Origin of the sequence: Segatella copri (genome assembly GCF_019127135.1) — a bacterium.
Lineage (GTDB): Bacteria > Bacteroidota > Bacteroidia > Bacteroidales > Bacteroidaceae > Prevotella.
Genome location: NZ_JAHOEA010000019.1, coordinates 19,514 through 36,754 on the forward strand (window position 1 = coordinate 19,514; position 17,241 = coordinate 36,754).

The following is a 17,241-nucleotide window of genomic DNA, read 5'->3' on the forward strand; positions in this document are numbered from 1 at the left end:
ATTATCTTTGCGTCAATTGTGCAATGTGTAACTAAGAGGAAAAGATAATGAGACAGCTTAAGATACAAAAGAGTATAACCAATCGTAACAGCGAGGCCCTCGACAAATATCTTGTAGAGATAGGTAGAGCCCCAATGGTTTCTATTGATGAAGAAATAGAATTGGCTCAAGCTATTCGCAAGGGAGGCAGAGCTGGCGAAAGAGCAAAGAATAAGTTGATTGAAGCCAACTTACGTTTTGTGGTGTCAGTAGCAAAGCAATATCAGCACCAGGGGCTAACCCTGACAGACTTGATTGACGAGGGAAACATCGGACTCATCAAGGCTGCAGAACGCTTTGATGAAACACGAGGGTTCAAATTTATCTCATACGCAGTCTGGTGGATTCGTCAGAGCATTTTACAGGCAATAGCTGAGCAAAGTCGAATCGTTCGACTTCCTCTCAACCAGGTAGGATCGCTCAATAAGGTAAACCAGGAAATAAATAAGTTTGAGCAGGAAAACCAACGCCGTCCAAGCGTTGAGGAACTTGCCGCCAGAACGGGTGTTGACGAGGACAAGATTTCCCAGAGCATGGCAGCCAGCGGTCATCATGTGAGCATAGATGCTCCATTCAGTGATGACGATGACAATTCTATGGCAGATGTAATGGCAAGCGGAGACGAGGGCAGAACAGACAAGCAGGTTGACCATGAAAGTATGGCACAAGACCTAAGACAGGTTTTAAAAGTTTGCCTCAAGGATCGCGAACTGAAAATCATCTGCGCATGCTACGGAATTGGGGAAACCGAAAAGGGACTCGAGGAGATTGGTGATAAAATGGGCTTGACACGTGAGCGAGTTCGTCAAATAAGAGAAAAAAGCATCACCAAACTGAGAGAATCCGGAAAGATAGGAATCCTTATGAAATATCTTGGTTAGGAAAGCTGCTGCCCAAAATATGTGGCATAGTTCTTCTGCCAAGTAACATCTTAACTCATAATAAATGAAGAAATATCAAACACACATCATTTTGACGATTATCTTCTGCATGATGGCTTTTGCAGCACATGCAAGAAGAATGTCACCGAGAGACGCCTTTTGTGACTCGGTGATGTGTTTGGTATTTAAATATGCACAAACTGTTGACACGGCAGGTAGAGCAGCACACAAGAGTTATGCCTATACTAAATTTCAAATCAAAACAAACAAGCGTAATGCTACCCTCATGCTTGTGCCAACAATGTATGCTGTAGCACATGGTGGTGGTAGAAGATTTATCAGTGAGTATTATAACCAAATGACGTTGGATGCTAAAGGTAAACCTGTAGCCAAACGCTTGTTGAACATAAGCACTATTCCGCATAGAAGCAATACACTGTCATCGGTTCTGAAATACATGACTCCAACAGTATATGGAGAAACTCTTTTCGAAACCAATATTCTTTCACCTTTTCATCAGAAGAATCGCAGATATTATAAATACGCCGTCACTCAACTACCATTCGGCAAAGCTCAAATTTACGTATATCCTCGTCTCAAAAACACACAAGTTATAGAAGCACGTGCTATTGTTGATTCAAAAACCGGCAAGATAAGCATGGTAGACTTTGAAGGTGAATATGATATGACCCGTTTCTATATCTCTATCATAATGGGAAGAGACGGATTTGGCTCACTTTCTCCTGCCAAATGCAGCATGAGAGCCAACTTTAGCTTTCTGGGCAACAAGATAACCGGAATGTACACAACAGTATACGGACTACCAAAAATATTAAGTGACTCACTCAATAACGTAGCCGATACAACATTAATGGCAAAAGTGCGCCCTATTGAGTTAAACCAAGAAGAAACAGATATATACAATAGATTCTATGAAAAAAGAAAACAAGTTGCAGATTCCTTGAATAACAACATACCAAAGACTAACTTTGCAAAAGATATACTTTGGGATGTTATCGGTGATAATGTATTAAACAGAATCTCTCAAGGCTTCGGTAAGCAAAACCAAGGTTATTTCCGTATCAGTCCTATTCTCAACCCACTCTATATGGGATACTCCGAACGTAAAGGTGTTGTATATAAGTTTGACTTGAAAGGCAGCTACCGGTTTACGGAAGACTTACAATTAGGACTTCGCTTTAAAGGTGGTTACAGTATGAAACAACACAGATTCTATTTCAGAATACCGTTGACTTTCAACTACAACCAAAAGCACAATGGACACATCAAGTTAGAAATAGGTAACGGTAATAGAATATCGAACAATCGTGTTGCACGAAAGATGTTAGGCATCAGCAAACCGGAAGATAATGATTTTCTATATCCTCTACTCACAGGATATCCGGGACTGGCATTACCAGAAATTTCAACAGAGATTGATGCTAATAACAGGAAACTGACAGAGTTTAAAGATGATTACCTTCGTCTTACTAACCACTGGAGTTTCAACGACTATGTCGGTTTTGAGATTGGCTTGGTTTCACATACCCGAAAGGCAGTGATAGAAAGTTTCTATAAACTGTTTAATTACCCAAGCAAATATGTATCAGTAGCACCAGCTGTGGCATTAGAACTGTTACCCTGGGGAAAGAAAGGCTCGATTTTTAAAATAGACTACGAAAAGGGATGGAAAAACCTACTTGGATCAAATATAGACTACGAACGGGTAGAAGTAGATGCACAAACCATTTTCCAAGCGTCACGCCGCCAATCATATTCTGTTAGATTAGGAGCAGGTTTTTATACCCGTAAAGGTGACCATTGGGATTTCGTTGACTATACAAATTTCCATGATGATAATATTCCTGGAGGTTGGAATGACAGTTGGAGTGGAGAGTTCGAATTACTGTCTTCGCAATGGTATAATGCAAGTGATTATTACATACGTGGAAATTTCACTTATGAAGCTCCTATGATTGCAACCGCATGGCTCCCTCTGATTGGAAAATATATAGAAGCAGAGCGTCTCTATGTAAGCAGTCTTGTTGTAAACCATTTACACCCATACACAGAATGGGGATATGGAGTAACAACAAGAGCTATTACCCTAGGAATTTTTGCTGCCTTCAAAAACACGAAATTTGATGGCGTAGGCTGTCGCTTCGGTTTTGAACTATTTAGAGATTGGTAATATTCATACAAGCATGGATAAGACATAATTTCCAAAACACAATATCAATAACATCATTTAAAAAACAAAATATGAGTTCACAACTAACTGTTTATAAAGCAAGTGCAGGCTCAGGTAAAACATTTACCTTGGCTCGTGAGTATATGACACTCGTGATAGCTAATCCTGCTTCCTACAGAACCATTCTTGCAGTAACCTTCACCAACAAGGCTACTGAAGAAATGAAAATGCGTATCTTAGGAAAATTATACGAAATTGCACACGGACTACCAGAAGCAAACGATTATGTAAATCAAATACAGCAGGCTTTACCGTATCTTTCATCCAAACAAATTCAGAAAAATGCAGAATCTGCCCTGCATCTGCTCATACACAATTATAACTATTTCCGGGTTATGACCATCGATACGTTCTTTCAGAATGTATTGAGAAATCTAGCTCGTGAACTTGACTTGACTGCTAATTTGCGTATTGAACTCAATGACTATCAAATTGAGCAACAAGCTGTTGATGAACTCATAGAAGGTTTGGAAGATACAGACCGATTACTCTTCTGGATTATGGATTATATCAAAGAAAACATCGATGATGATAAGAGTTGGAATGTCATTGGACAGATCAAGAAATTCGGTGAGAACATATTCAAGGATTATTACAAAGCTCATTCCGACAAGCTGACAGAATTGATGGAACAAGAAGATTTCTTCAAGGATTTTACCGACCGAATGAAGAAAAAGCGCGATAAGGCAAAAGAGCAGCTTAAAGAAATTGCTGCTACTTTTTTCGATTCCCTTGAAGAAGAAGGCTTTACGTCAGACGACTTAGCTGGAAAAACGAGAGGTATTTGGAGTTATTTCAACAAGCTGAAAAATGGCAAATACAGTGATGATGATCTACACAATGATACTTTCTATAAATGTCGGGAAAGTCCGGAAGCATGGGTCAAAAAATCTGATGTAAAAAATTGTACTGATATTTTCAATTATGTAGAATCGGTGCTCTACCCTATTTTGCTGTTTGCTGAAGACAATCGTCCAAGACTCACACGAATCTTTAAAAGTACCGACTTGACCATAAAGCATCTTAATCAGCTCCGCCTTTTGGGAAGCATAGATAAAAAAGTCAGGGAGATGAACAGAGAGGCAAACCGTTTCCTTTTGAGCGATACTCAGACCTTGCTCAATTCACTGATAAAGGATAGCGATTCGCCATTCATCTTTGAAAAAATTGGCACTCAACTCGACCATATAATGATTGACGAGTTCCAAGATACCAGTACTATACAGTGGAAGAACTTTAAAGTACTGCTCGAAGAAACCATGAGTAGAGAAAATGCCGGCAACCTTATCGTAGGTGACGTAAAACAAAGCATCTACAGATGGCGTTCCGGCGATTGGAGACTGCTCAATAATATCAATAAAGAATTTAATAAAAGCGCAAAAGTAAGCATAGAAACTTTGGATACCAACTACCGCTCTGATAGAAACATCATTGAGTTTAACAATGCTTTTTTCACAGAAGCAGTAAAGTTGGAGATTGAAGACCTGACGGATAAATGTCCTGAGGAATGTAAACAGCTGGAAAGCGCATATAGCGATGTCTGCCAGCAAGTACCAGACCACCATTCTGTTCCTAATGGATCTATCAGTATCCAGCTCTTGGGCGGTGAAAATATTGAAGACAGAATGATGCAAACCACACTGGACACTGTAGCCAAGTTGGTTGAAAGAGGTGTTCCTTGCAACAAGATAGCAATCCTGGTAAGAAGCAATCGTAACATACAGGACATTGCTGAGTATTTTATGAACCATTCCGACTATCCGTTGGTTTCAGATGAGGCATTCAGACTGGATGCCTCCCAAGCAGTATGCACCTTGGTTAACGCTCTCTATATCCTTGTACACCCAAATGACAATATAGCTTTAGCAACTCTCAATAAGTTTTGTGACACTTATTCTGTAACGGGAAATATCCCAGAAAAACTTTTGAACAATCGTTCTGAGTATCTGGAAATGCCACTTTTCGATCTAACAGAACGCCTTTTTGCAGAGTTAAAGTTTAGCGAAATCAAAGACATGATCAAGCAAAGCGCCTACATCTGCGCTTTTTATGATAGTCTGAGTAAATATCTCACAGACAACAGTAGTGACATTGCAGGATTCCTTAAAGAATGGGATAGCCATATTCACGAAAAAAGCATCCACAGTGATGGCGATGGAGGCATCAGATTCCTTACTATACATAAGAGCAAGGGACTAGAATACGATCATGTTATCATGCCTTACTGTGACTGGCAATTAGAAAAAGCCAACACAATCTGGTGTACACCGCAAGAAGCTCCATACAACGAACTGCCACTTGTACCAATAGACTTCAGTGCTAAACTGATGAAACAAAGTATATATGAAGCAGATTATAATCATGAACATCTACAAAACGTAGTTGATAACCTGAATCTGCTTTATGTCGCCTTTACGCGTGCCAGTCACAACCTGTTTGTAATTGGCAAACGAGCTAATTCTGCATATCGTTCTGCCATTATCGAATCCGTACTTGACAAGGTAGCCAGCCGACTTGAAGCTAATGATGTAAAGATGGAGTTAACAGGAATAGGTTCTGATGCCAAAACAGATGACATATCTTTCTGCTATAATGAAATATATGTACCTGATTCTTCCAAGAAATCAAACGAGAAGAAGGATACAAATGTGCTCTCTGCGTTTTCACAACCATTGGAAATAAAAATAAATGTCACACCAGCAATGCCTGAATTCAGACAAAGTAACCAAAGTCGTGACTTGATAAAACGTGATGAAACAGAAGAACAGCAGAAATTTTATATCAAAATGGGTACGGTGCTGCACAACCTCTTTTCCACAATCCGTACGGCTGATGACATTGATGGAGCCCTGAAGCAACTAGAGTTAGACGGACTTTTGTACGATCAGAACCTCACACCAGAGAAAATAAAGGAAATGATTAGGAAAAGGCTTGAATCACCAAAAGTTGCAACATGGTTTAACAAGGAATGGACTATTCTAAATGAATGTTCTATCTTGACTGTAGAAAATGGGAAAATGACAGAATATCGTCCAGACCGAGTGATGCAAAACTCAAAAAAAGAGACAATAGTTGTAGACTTTAAGTTTGGCAGACAGAAAATAGAACATCATGACCAGGTACGAAAATACATCAGCTTATTAAGAAGCATGGGCAACCATAAAGTAACCGGTTATCTATGGTACGTTTACCCTAACAAAATTATTAAAGTGGAGAAATAATACAATTCTATTGCTCTGCATGAAAAACAGGGCAAAATAAAGAACATTTTCAAACATAAAATGAGCATTGAGATATGAAAACATTTTTAAAATATGTAGCAAGAGATATACTGGAGAAATATGGCAATAACCTCAGCGATATTGCAATCGTATTTCCAAACAAACGTGCAGCTCTCTTCCTCAATGAGAGTCTGGCCCGTTTGACCGACCATCCCATCTGGTCACCATCTTACATAACCATCAGCGACCTGTTTCGCAAACATAGTACATTGAAAGTTGGAGACCCGATCAAACTGGTTTGCGATTTACATAAAACATTCGTAGCCTGCACAGGTATCGATGAGACCCTAGACCATTTTTACGGATGGGGACAACTCCTTATCACTGATTTTGACGATATAGATAAAAACATGGCAGAGGCAGAGAAACTCTTTGCCAATCTTAGCGATATACATGAACTTGACGATATATCATATCTTACAGAAGAACAGAAAATGCTGATTAGAAAGTTTTTCAGCAACTTCAACGATGATCACAACTCTGAACTCAAAAAGAGATTTCTGCAACTATGGAGCCATTTTCTCGATATTTACCAACAGTTTAACCAGCGTCTTGAAGAACAAGGCTTAGCTTACGAGGGGGCTCTGTATCGGAAAGTTGTAAATGATGAAAACATCAAATTTCAACACAAGAAATATCTCTTTGTCGGTTTTAATATGATGCAAGTTGTAGAACAGAAACTCTGCGAACGCTTGATGAAAGAGGGTAAAGCACATTTCTATTGGGACTACGATGACTATTATATGCAAAACAACCATGAGGCAGGTCACTATATTCGAGAATATCTTAAATATTTTCCTAACGAATTGAATGATATGCCTCCTCATGATCTTCGTGATATTTATCATAACTTTGATAACGATAAAGACATTACATACATTTCGGCATCAACTGAAAACATTCAGGCTCGCTATGTAAACCAATGGCTTAAAGAAAAAAAACGATATAAATGTGGAAAGAAAGTTGCAATCGTATTAGCCGATGAAGGATTATTACAAAGTGTAATACATAGTCTTCCTACAAACGAAGACATCAAGTCGTTACCAGACTATTCTGAGACCGACCAGTTATCATATAACATAACATTGGGTTATCCGCTTCAACAGACACCATTCTACAGCTTGCTGCAACATCTCATCAATTTGCAGGGTATTGGTCATCCCAAGCATAGTAACAACTATCGCTTACATTATGTGCTCATGGCACTTCGTCATCCATACACACGCTATATTTCTCAAAATTATAGCAAACTCTTGAGCGCTCTTGACGAACAAAAGCAGTTCTATCCTACCCGCCAATTCCTAAGCATGGATGGTGATGAAGGCTTGTCTCTGCTTTTCAAAGATTTGGGTGAGACTGCAACAGAAAATGAATACAACTTGAGACTCATCCAGTATCTGCTGGAAATTTTGAAGACAATAGGTGTGAATAGTAAAGAACAAGACGATCCTTTATTCCAGGAATCGCTCTTCAGGACCTATACATTGTTGAACCGTCTGCAAGAACTCATCCAGACAGGAGACTTAGCAGTAGACTGCATCACTCTGGAACGACTCATGCAACAGCTCATCCAGTCAACAAGTATTCCATTTCATGGTGAACCTGCAGAAGGAATACAGGTAATGGGTGTATTGGAAACTCGAAATCTGGATTTCGAGCATATCTTAGTACTCTCATGCAACGAAGGAAAACTACCGAAAGGAGTAAACGATGCTTCATTTATTCCCTATTCGTTGAGAAAGGCATACGGCTTGACTACGGTTGATAACAAAGTAGCCATATACGCATATTATTTCCATAGTCTCCTTCAGCGCTCACGCGACATCACTTTATGTTACAATAACGCTACAGAAGATGGTCAATCGGGTGAGATGAGCCGCTTTATGCTCCAGCTTTTAGTAGAAAGCCATCATGACATTAAACGTTCATCACTGGTTGCAGGGCAAAGTACTATACGTCCTACTTACGATCCTATAGAAAAGAAGCTACATACGTTCATCAAGCTCAAGAATCTGAAAATGCTTACGCCAACATTTCTGAATACATATTTGAGATGTGAAAAGCAATTCTATTATAAATATGTAGAAGGACTGATTGAGCCAGATGAAATAGATGAAGACGAGGTAGACAACAAAGTATTTGGAAATATTTTCCACCGTGCTGCAGAACTGTTTTATCAAGGACTAGCAAGCAACAATGCCCTGACTACAGACAATAAAGGTAAACTCAAACTGACTCGTCCTATCGTTATAACAAAAGAGCAATTAGAGCAAGCCTTAAAAGATGAATCGCTTGTTTATCGCCTGGTAGATCAGGCGTTCAGAGAAGAACTCTTTAAAGTTAGCGCTGCAGGATATCACCCGAAATATAATGGTCTGCAACTTATCAACAAAGAAGTAATAGCAAGGTATATCCGGCAACTTATCACGATTGATATGCGCCAGGCTCCATTCACTATACTGGGATTAGAGCTGGTAGTGAAAACAGGTATTGAAGTAGAAACCAGTATCGGTAAATTATCTCTTACAATAGGAGGTTTTATCGACCGACTGGACGCTGTTGCGGCTAATGGCAATGCAAACGGAAAAAATCTTGCAGAACGAATCCGCGTAATAGACTATAAGACAGGACGTATTTCAACAACACATCCTAGAGCGCTGGATGAAGTATTTAATCCTTCTATGCTAAACAAGCATACAGACTATTACTTGCAATCCATGCTCTACTCAATCATTGTGAAGCATAATAAGGATTTGAATCCGGGGCAAGACCCCGTATCGCCCGGTTTGCTGTTTATACAAAACGCAGGAGCTGAAGACTATGATCCGACATTAAAAATGGGCAAGGAACTCATCAGCAGCATAGATGTATACGAAGAGGAGTTTATGAAACAACTGAAAGTTCTCATCGCCAACATCTTTGACAAGGACCAACCATTCCGACCAACTGATGATAAGCATCGTTGCGAATACTGTCCATACGCAGCTTTATGCAAATCATAGAAACATCCATATATAAGTGGAAACCAAAAATGATTGGTTAAAATGCGCAAAATACTTGCTTTTTTGAATTTTTCTATGTATTTTTGCAAAAAAGAAATATTGGATATGACAGAAAAAGAAATAAACAAGATAGTTAGTGAGAACTTAAACTATGTAAAATCAGTAGCCAACCAGTATAAAGGTAAAGGCGTTGAGTTTGATGACCTGGTTAGCGAAGGAACTCTGGCAATGCTTATGGCAGCCAGAAAGTTCCAAGCTGACCGGGGCACCGATTTTGTGGCGTATGCCGGTCCTTTCGTTCATAAGGCTATATCACAGACCATCGATAAACAATCAGGACTTTATCGTTTACCGAAAGACCAGAAGAAATTTGCCCCAAGAAACGCAGACAAGGCTGTATCTGTAGATGCGCCACTAAGCGCAAACAATCCGTATACTCTATTAGACATATTAAACGATCCGGATGTAAAAATTGCAGATGATACCCTGAATATAGAAATGATGAAGAATAAGATGGCAGAAAGCATTGCAGATTTATTGCCACGAGAGAAAGAAATCATCACCAAATTCTATGGTATAGGTGTTCCTAAAGAAACGATGGCTGAAATTGCTGAAGATATGGGACTCAAACGTGAGCGAGTACGCCAGATACGAAATCTGACCATACGCAGATTGAACAGGAGTATTCGCCACCAGGCATTGAGAAACTACTTCAAGAGGTAACTCTCAATAGCTTGTAAAACCAAAAAGAGGGTGAATCATTAACTTATGATACACCCTCTTTTTGTTTCATGATCTAGTTATTATATATTGCACTTACTCCAATCCTTTGAAGTGAGAAGCACGATATTGACGAGGAGTAACTCCTGTTCGCTTGAAGAAATTAGCATAGAAACTCTGACGAGTATTGAAACCAGCCATTTCGCTGATATCTTCTACACTCATTCTTGCATAACGCTTATCGGTAAGCAAAGACATTGCATCGTTTACTCGATAATCATTCACCAACTCAGCATAATTCTTATGGAATCGGGTTGCACACACAGCTGAAATATAGCGAGAGTTAGTATTCAAATCCTCTGCCAGTTTCTTGGAACTATAGTCTGGATCCTTGTACTTTCTTTCAGTCACAAGAACGCGGAGTATCTCGTCGCGAAGGCGGTCCTTAGTTTCTTCACTCAGCATAGATTGATATCTTGCTATTTTTTCCTTTTTAGGTTGAATATTATACTTAGCCATAGTTATGTTATAAAATTTATTACAACAAAGGTACTATTTTTATTTAAAACAACCAAACTTTTTCTCATTTTTTTGAAAAATAAACACAAAAAAGTCGTTTATATGAAATAAAATGGTTATTTTTGCATTAAATTTCAAACTCCGAACAGAGTATAGTGTAATTATTAGTCAAGAAGCATAGATATGAAGCAAGTATTGTGGTTTATAAAAACGTATTTTACGTTTGTCATTTTGTTCTGTATTCAGAAACCATTTTTCATGATAATGGAAAAGGCTTCTGCTACACAACCCATCGATAATATCTGGAGCGAAATACCTACAGTGATGTGGTACGGTTTATCTCTCGACCTCTCTATGGCTGGTTACCTAACCGCCCTACCTGGTTTGTTGCTCATTGCAACGATTTGGTTTCGTAAAGAGATTATACGCCCAATACTGAATGCTTATTTTATACTGGCATCTTTCCTGGTTTCCATTACATTCATACTGAATGCAGGATTATATCCGTATTGGAACTTCCCGCTAGATAGCACTCCATTATATTATTTCTTTACTTCGCCAAAGGATGCACTTGCAAGTGTTGGAGGGCTTTACATCTTTTTTGCTCTCCTCATCACCGTGCTGCTTACCATAGCCGTCTGGTTCGCACTCCGCATGCCTCATACCCAGAAGCGCTATTCCAGCAGATACAGCAATTATGGTTTTGGAGATTTCGGCAGTGGTCGCAGAACACGCTACTCTGATATAGAGCATCATCGTTTGCGCCATTCTCTAATTTTGTTGCTGCTTACTGCCCTTCTCTTCATCCCTATCAGAGGAGGATTTACTGTATCTACAACAAATACAGGAAAAGCATATTTCAGTCAAAATGCGTTTTTGAATCATGCTGCTGTCAATCCGATGTTCAGCCTGTTTGAATCACTTACCCATCAAGAAGATTTTGCATCACAATATAGATACATGTCAGAAGAAGAAGCTAACAAGCTCTTTGCTCAAATGATAAGTTCAAGCGACCAGAACACCTACCCTCTTCTGAATGAAGAGACCCGGAAAAACGGAAAGCCGGATATACTTGTCATTATTATGGAAAGCTTTGCCAACGACATTATGCCTTCCGTTGGAACCCATAAAGACGTAGCTATATGCCTGGATTCAATTGCTAAAAAGGGAATTTTCTTCTCAAGATTCTATTCAAATACTTTCCGCACGGATCGTGGTCTGGTTGCTGTTTTGAGCGGTTATCCTGCACAACCTACAACCAGCATCATGCGCTACCCGGCAAAATCTGCACAATTACCGTCATTGGCACGTTCATTGGCTAAAGCAAAGCATTACGGCAATGCATATTATTATGGTGGTGATGTTGATTTTGCCAACCAACGCTCTTGGCTGGTTTCCCAAGGCTATGAGAGAATCATTTCAGATAGTGATTTCCCTATAGAAGACAAATTGAGCAAATGGGGAGTACACGATCATATCGTAGCCAATCGTCTGCTTGCAGACATCAAGAAAGAACAGAATGCCAAACAGCCTATGCTGAGAATATTCCAGACATCAAGCAGTCATGAGCCATTCGATGTACCATATAGCAGACTGAAAGACAAGCGTTTAAATGCATTTGCCTACACTGATAGTGTCATAGGTAATCTTCTGCGTGAATACAGCAAATTGCCTAGATGGAAAAATACTTTAGTATTACTCGTTGCCGATCATGTTGGCGCATACAAAGAACATCTTGACAACTTTGACCGCAGCCGCTATCAGATTCCACTTATCATGACCGGTGGAGCAATAGCCCGCCCGATGAATGTTAAGCTCATTGGAAGTCAGCATGATATTGCAGCTACACTGCTCGGCCAATTAGGCATTCCTCACAAAGACTTCTTGTTCAGCAAGAATATGTTGAGTGATGCTACTCCTAAATTTGCATTCTTTGATGTACCCGATGCTTTCGGCATGGTATCAGAGGAGAACTCTATCATCTACGACAACAAATCCAAAAAGGTTGTTTATGATAAAGGCAAAAAAGGTTATAACCTGAAGCGAGGCATGGCTTATCTTCAGAAGTTGTACGATGACTTGAGTGCAAAATAGCCCAAACGACAGGGCAACAGATTATCAGAAACAAGAAAGCGAACATTACAGAATTTCATAAAGAAAGACAATGATAGAATTACTTCATCAAATAGAACAGATTGATACGCAGATTTTTCTGTTTTTCAATGGTTTTCACAACGAGTATTGGGATTACTTCATGATGATTTTCTCAGACCGTTTTGTATGGGTTCCATTCTATGCCAGTTTTATCTTTGTACTGCTAAAGAATTTTCCTGTCAAGGTTGTGATGAGCACTTTAGTTGTTATCATTCTGATTATCTTATTTTCAGACCAGACCGCATCAGGATTTCTGAAACCGCTAGTAGCAAGAATGCGTCCCAGCAATCCTGATAATCCAATCAGTCCGATGGTACATGTTGTTCAAGGATATCGGGGTGGCAGATATGGTTTTCCATCTTCTCATGCAGCCAATGCATGGAGCATGGCCTTCTTTGCACAATATCTGGTTCGCCGAAGCAAACTCACGATATTCTTATGCCTATGGGCATTGATAACCAGTTATTCCCGAATGTATCTCGGTGTACACTATTTTGGCGACCTCATGATTGGTACGCTAATTGGTTTTCTCTATGCCACCTTATATTATTATATATTTCAGCATTTTTTGAGAAAGCATACCGAACGTTTTAAGCCCAACCACGACATCAGATTTGCAAGCGTCCCTATTATTACGGGGCTCGTTTCAATTTGGGTAATCATTTGTACTAGTGGAATACTATCTTTCTATAATATACCACTGAGATAAACAAATGTATAAAAAGAGTTAGCTTATAAAAAAGGTTTAAATTAACATTATTATTAACATATAAAATATAAAGATTATGAAGAAATTATCAATTCTTGCATTTGCTTTAGGGCTGATTGCCTTTACTGCATGTTCTGAGAAAAAAGCACCAGCTCCGGCTCAGGCAGAACAGACAGTTGTAACCGATTCTGCATTTCAGGCTGCAGCAGCCGGTGAATATAAGAGCGCAGATGGTGAGCGCAGTGTTACTTTGAACAGTGATTTCTCTGTTAAAGTAAAAGGCCTTAACAAGGAATTTTACAAGTGGGAATTGCCTGCTAAGCCAGAAGGTAAGGCTGCAGTAATAATCCTGAGCCGCAAGGGTCTTGATGCAGACGTTCAGGAGCAGGCTACACTCGATACTGAAGAAGGTTCAATCATTATTAAGAACGAAACTTTCCGCAAAAAGTAATTAAATATGAACCTGGTATAAAAACAGAACGCCCCCACTTCACAGTGAAGGCGTTCTTTTTGGTATTAGTTTCCTTTAAGGTAAAAAGATTGTATTCAGGATAACGATGCAAAGATAGACATATTTTTCGAAACGAACGAATCTTTTTATATGTTTAAAAACATATTTTGTGAATTATTGCTTTTAAACGCAAATTATCACTCTCAAAACAAAATTATCTGCCAGATAATTTCGGTACTTACAATTAAATTTGTATCTTTGCACCATAATATTAAAAATTATTCTTTTTATTGAATTATGGCAATTAATGAAGAAAACAAATTGGAAGAGAAGAAAAGTATCTCTTTCGTAGAACAGTTAGTTGAGGAAGACCTCAAAGAAGGCAAAAACGGAGGACGAATTCAGACTCGTTTTCCGCCAGAGCCTAATGGTTATCTGCATATCGGCCATGCCAAAGCTATCTGCATGGATTTTGGTGTTGCAGAGAAATATAATGGTGTTTGCAATCTTCGTTTTGATGACACCAACCCTAGCAAGGAAAATAATGAATATGTAGAAAATATTCTTCAAGACATCCAGTGGCTTGGTTTCAAGTGGGGCAATATCTACTATGCTTCCGACTATTTTGAGAAGCTTTGGGACTTTGCAGTCTGGATGATCAAGAAGGGCAATGCATATATTGATGAGCAAACTGCTGAAGAAATTGCACAGCAGAAGGGTACCCCTACCACACCAGGTACTGCTAGCCCATATCGTGATCGCCCAATCGAAGAAAGTCTTGCTTTGTTTGAGAAGATGAATACTCCTGAGGCCGTAGAAGGCAGCATGGTGCTTCGTGCAAAACTCGATATGGCAAATCCAAACATGCATTTCCGCGATCCTATCATGTATCGTATCATCCATACTCCTCATCACCGTACAGGAACTAAATGGCATGCATATCCTATGTATGATTTCGCTCACGGACAGAGTGACTACTTTGAAGGGGTAACCCACTCTATCTGTACATTGGAATTTGTACCTCACCGTCCGCTTTACGATAAGTTCATCGACTTCTTGAAGGAGAAGGACGGAACTGCAGATGTATTAAACGACAATCGTCCACGTCAGATTGAGTTCAACCGATTGAACCTCACTTATACAGTAATGAGCAAGCGTAAGCTTCACCAGCTGGTTGATGAGAAACTGGTTATCGGATGGGACGACCCACGTATGCCTACTCTTTGCGGAATGCGCCGTCGCGGTTACTCTCCTGAGAGTATTCGTATGTTTATCGACAGCATCGGTTATACTAAATTCGATGCTCTCAACGATATGGCCTTACTCGAAGCATCTGTAAGAGAAGACTTGAACAAGAAAGCTTGTCGTGTGAGTGCAGTACTTGATCCTGTTAAACTCGTAATCACCAACTATCCGGAAGGTGAATCAGAGGAAATGGAAGCAATCAATAATCCAGAAAATGAAGCTGATGGCACACACACCATCACATTCTCTAAGAATCTCTGGATAGAGCGTGCTGACTTTATGGAAGATGCTCCTAAAAAATTCTTCCGAATGACTCCGGGTAAAGAAGTTCGTCTGAAGAATGCTTACATCGTTAAGTGCACTGGATGCACAAAGGACGAAAATGGTGTTATCACTGAGATTCAGGCAGAATATGATCCTATCAGCAAGAGCGGCATGGAAGGTGCTAACCGCAAGGTTAAGGGTACATTGCATTGGGTATCAGCAGATCACTGCGTAAAGGCAGAGGTGCGCGAATACGACCGTCTCTTTATGGTAGAAAATCCATCTGCTGACGAGCGTGATTTCCATGAGTTGCTCAACCCAGATAGCTTCCACGACTATCCTAACTGCTATGTTGAGGAATATGCAGCCAACAAGAAGCCAGGCGAATATCTCCAGTTCCAGCGTATCGGTTATTTCATGGCCGATCTTGATTCAACTGCAGAAAAACCTGTATTCAACAAAACCGTTGGTTTGAAGGATACATGGGCAAAACAGAATAAATAAATCACCTATATCTGTCTCAGTTTCAACAGCTGAGACAGATATTATTTATATTCAAGATAACAAATGAATACTGCAGATCTTTTTCTTTGGATACTCGACAATTTAAATTATTGGGTAGTAACCCTTTTCATGGCTATCGAGAGTTCATTCATCCCATTCCCATCAGAGGTGGTTGTGCCACCTGCAGCTTGGAAGGCTATGGATCCAGATAGCGGAATGTCGTTTATCCTAGTCATCGTATTTGCCACCATTGGTGCCAATATCGGTGCACTCATCAACTATTATTTAGCCAAATGGGTAGGCCGTCCTATCATCTATCGTTTTGCAGACAGCCGCATCGGACATATGTGCCTGATAGACCGCCAAAAGGTAGAAGTTGCAGAAGAGTATTTCCGCAAGCATGGAGCCGCATCAACAATCTTTGGGCGCTTGGTACCAGCTGTTCGCCAATTAATCAGCATTCCAGCCGGTTTGTCAGGTATGCATGTAGGCAAATTCTTGCTCTATACCACTATTGGTGCTGGCGTCTGGAATACTGTTTTAGCAACCATCGGTTGGGGTATTTACCAATATACAGACTATAAAACAACTCAAGATGTATATCAGCAGGCATTAAAGTATAGTCATGAGCTCGGTTACATCATCTTGGCTCTTGCCGTTGTTATTGTAGCTTTCCTTGTATACAAGGGGCTCAAGAAGAAATAAGTCATTATAGATTACATATTATAAATCCTCTACGAAATCTTCAATAGAATTCGTAGAGGATTTTTTATGAGAACAGGTTATTACTTCACTAAATACTTGAGTATTTGTCATGTAAAGCTGCTTATTTATAAGGTAAAAACACATAGATTAAATAGTCATACCAATAAGTTTTATCTGTTTAAGAATCAGGTTCTATTCAATTGCTGACTGCTGCCAGCAACCTTGCTGGCAAATGCCGACAACCTTGCTGGCATATGGCAGCAACCTTGTCGGCATATGCCAGCAAACAAATACATTCAGTTCCTTAAACCAACAGATACGTTATCTCTAACCATTCAATATATTAGTTGTAGAATTCTAAAACAATAGTATCCAGGATATAAAGATACTCATGAACATAAACTACAGATATTTAAATCCATCTTTGAATAAGACGGAAACTCCTTAAAAGAGTTTAAAGAATAGGGAAAAGAAATAAAGGGTGAGACTTCTCCCACCCTTTATCTGATATATAAT

General features: G+C 39.5%; 11 protein-coding genes. 10 read left to right on the plus strand and 1 reads right to left on the minus strand.

The genetic code is table 11. The features are described from left to right. Positions 1-47 precede the first annotated feature (47 nt). The 5 genes from KSW37_RS06825 to KSW37_RS06845 all read left to right on the plus strand — a co-directional run bounded on the left by KSW37_RS06825 (position 48) and on the right by KSW37_RS06845 (position 10,177). Positions 48-920 carry a sigma-70 family RNA polymerase sigma factor gene (locus KSW37_RS06825; protein WP_217313803.1) on the plus strand — a complete coding sequence of 291 codons (873 nt, stop codon included), beginning with the start codon at positions 48-50 and terminating at the stop codon, positions 918-920. 64 nt (positions 921-984) lie between these two features. Continuing rightward, positions 985-3,111, plus strand: a complete 2,127-nt coding sequence (locus tag KSW37_RS06830) for a DUF5686 family protein (protein WP_217313804.1) — start codon at positions 985-987, stop codon at positions 3,109-3,111. 71 nt (positions 3,112-3,182) lie between these two features. Next, entirely contained in the window at positions 3,183-6,392 is a 3,210-nt protein-coding gene (locus tag KSW37_RS06835) for a UvrD-helicase domain-containing protein (protein WP_217313805.1), read from the plus strand. Positions 6,393-6,466: 74 nt separating this feature from the next. Next, positions 6,467-9,454 carry a PD-(D/E)XK nuclease family protein gene (locus KSW37_RS06840; protein ID WP_217313806.1) on the plus strand — a complete coding sequence of 996 codons (2,988 nt, stop codon included), beginning with the start codon at positions 6,467-6,469 and terminating at the stop codon, positions 9,452-9,454. A gap of 105 nt (positions 9,455-9,559) precedes the next feature. After that, positions 9,560-10,177, plus strand: coding sequence for a sigma-70 family RNA polymerase sigma factor (locus KSW37_RS06845; RefSeq protein ID WP_217313807.1), 618 nt, complete (start codon positions 9,560-9,562; stop codon positions 10,175-10,177). A gap of 93 nt (positions 10,178-10,270) precedes the next feature. Here KSW37_RS06845 and KSW37_RS06850 read toward each other — a convergent pair whose 3' ends face one another. Continuing rightward, entirely contained in the window at positions 10,271-10,639 is a 369-nt protein-coding gene (locus tag KSW37_RS06850; protein WP_233400418.1) for a helix-turn-helix domain-containing protein, read from the minus strand. A 237-nt stretch (positions 10,640-10,876) separates the two neighbouring features. On the opposite strand from KSW37_RS06850, the gene KSW37_RS06855 reads away from it, so the two are divergent. The 5 genes from KSW37_RS06855 (at position 10,877) to KSW37_RS06875 (ending at position 16,725) form a co-directional block, all read left to right on the plus strand. Next, entirely contained in the window at positions 10,877-12,787 is a 1,911-nt protein-coding gene (locus KSW37_RS06855; protein WP_217313809.1) for an LTA synthase family protein, read from the plus strand. 70 nt (positions 12,788-12,857) lie between these two features. Further along, on the plus strand, positions 12,858-13,556 hold the full coding sequence (locus tag KSW37_RS06860; protein ID WP_217313810.1) for a phosphatase PAP2 family protein: 699 nt from the start codon (positions 12,858-12,860) through the stop codon (positions 13,554-13,556). 76 nt (positions 13,557-13,632) lie between these two features. Further along, on the plus strand, positions 13,633-14,007 hold the full coding sequence (locus KSW37_RS06865; RefSeq protein WP_217313811.1) for a hypothetical protein: 375 nt from the start codon (positions 13,633-13,635) through the stop codon (positions 14,005-14,007). A gap of 297 nt (positions 14,008-14,304) precedes the next feature. Continuing rightward, positions 14,305-16,020, plus strand: coding sequence for a glutamine--tRNA ligase/YqeY domain fusion protein (locus KSW37_RS06870; protein ID WP_217313812.1), 1,716 nt, complete (start codon positions 14,305-14,307; stop codon positions 16,018-16,020). Positions 16,021-16,083: 63 nt separating this feature from the next. Next, positions 16,084-16,725: a DedA family protein gene (locus KSW37_RS06875; RefSeq protein ID WP_217313813.1), complete on the plus strand. Its 642-nt coding sequence runs from the start codon at positions 16,084-16,086 to the stop codon at positions 16,723-16,725. Positions 16,726-17,241 lie beyond the last annotated feature (516 nt).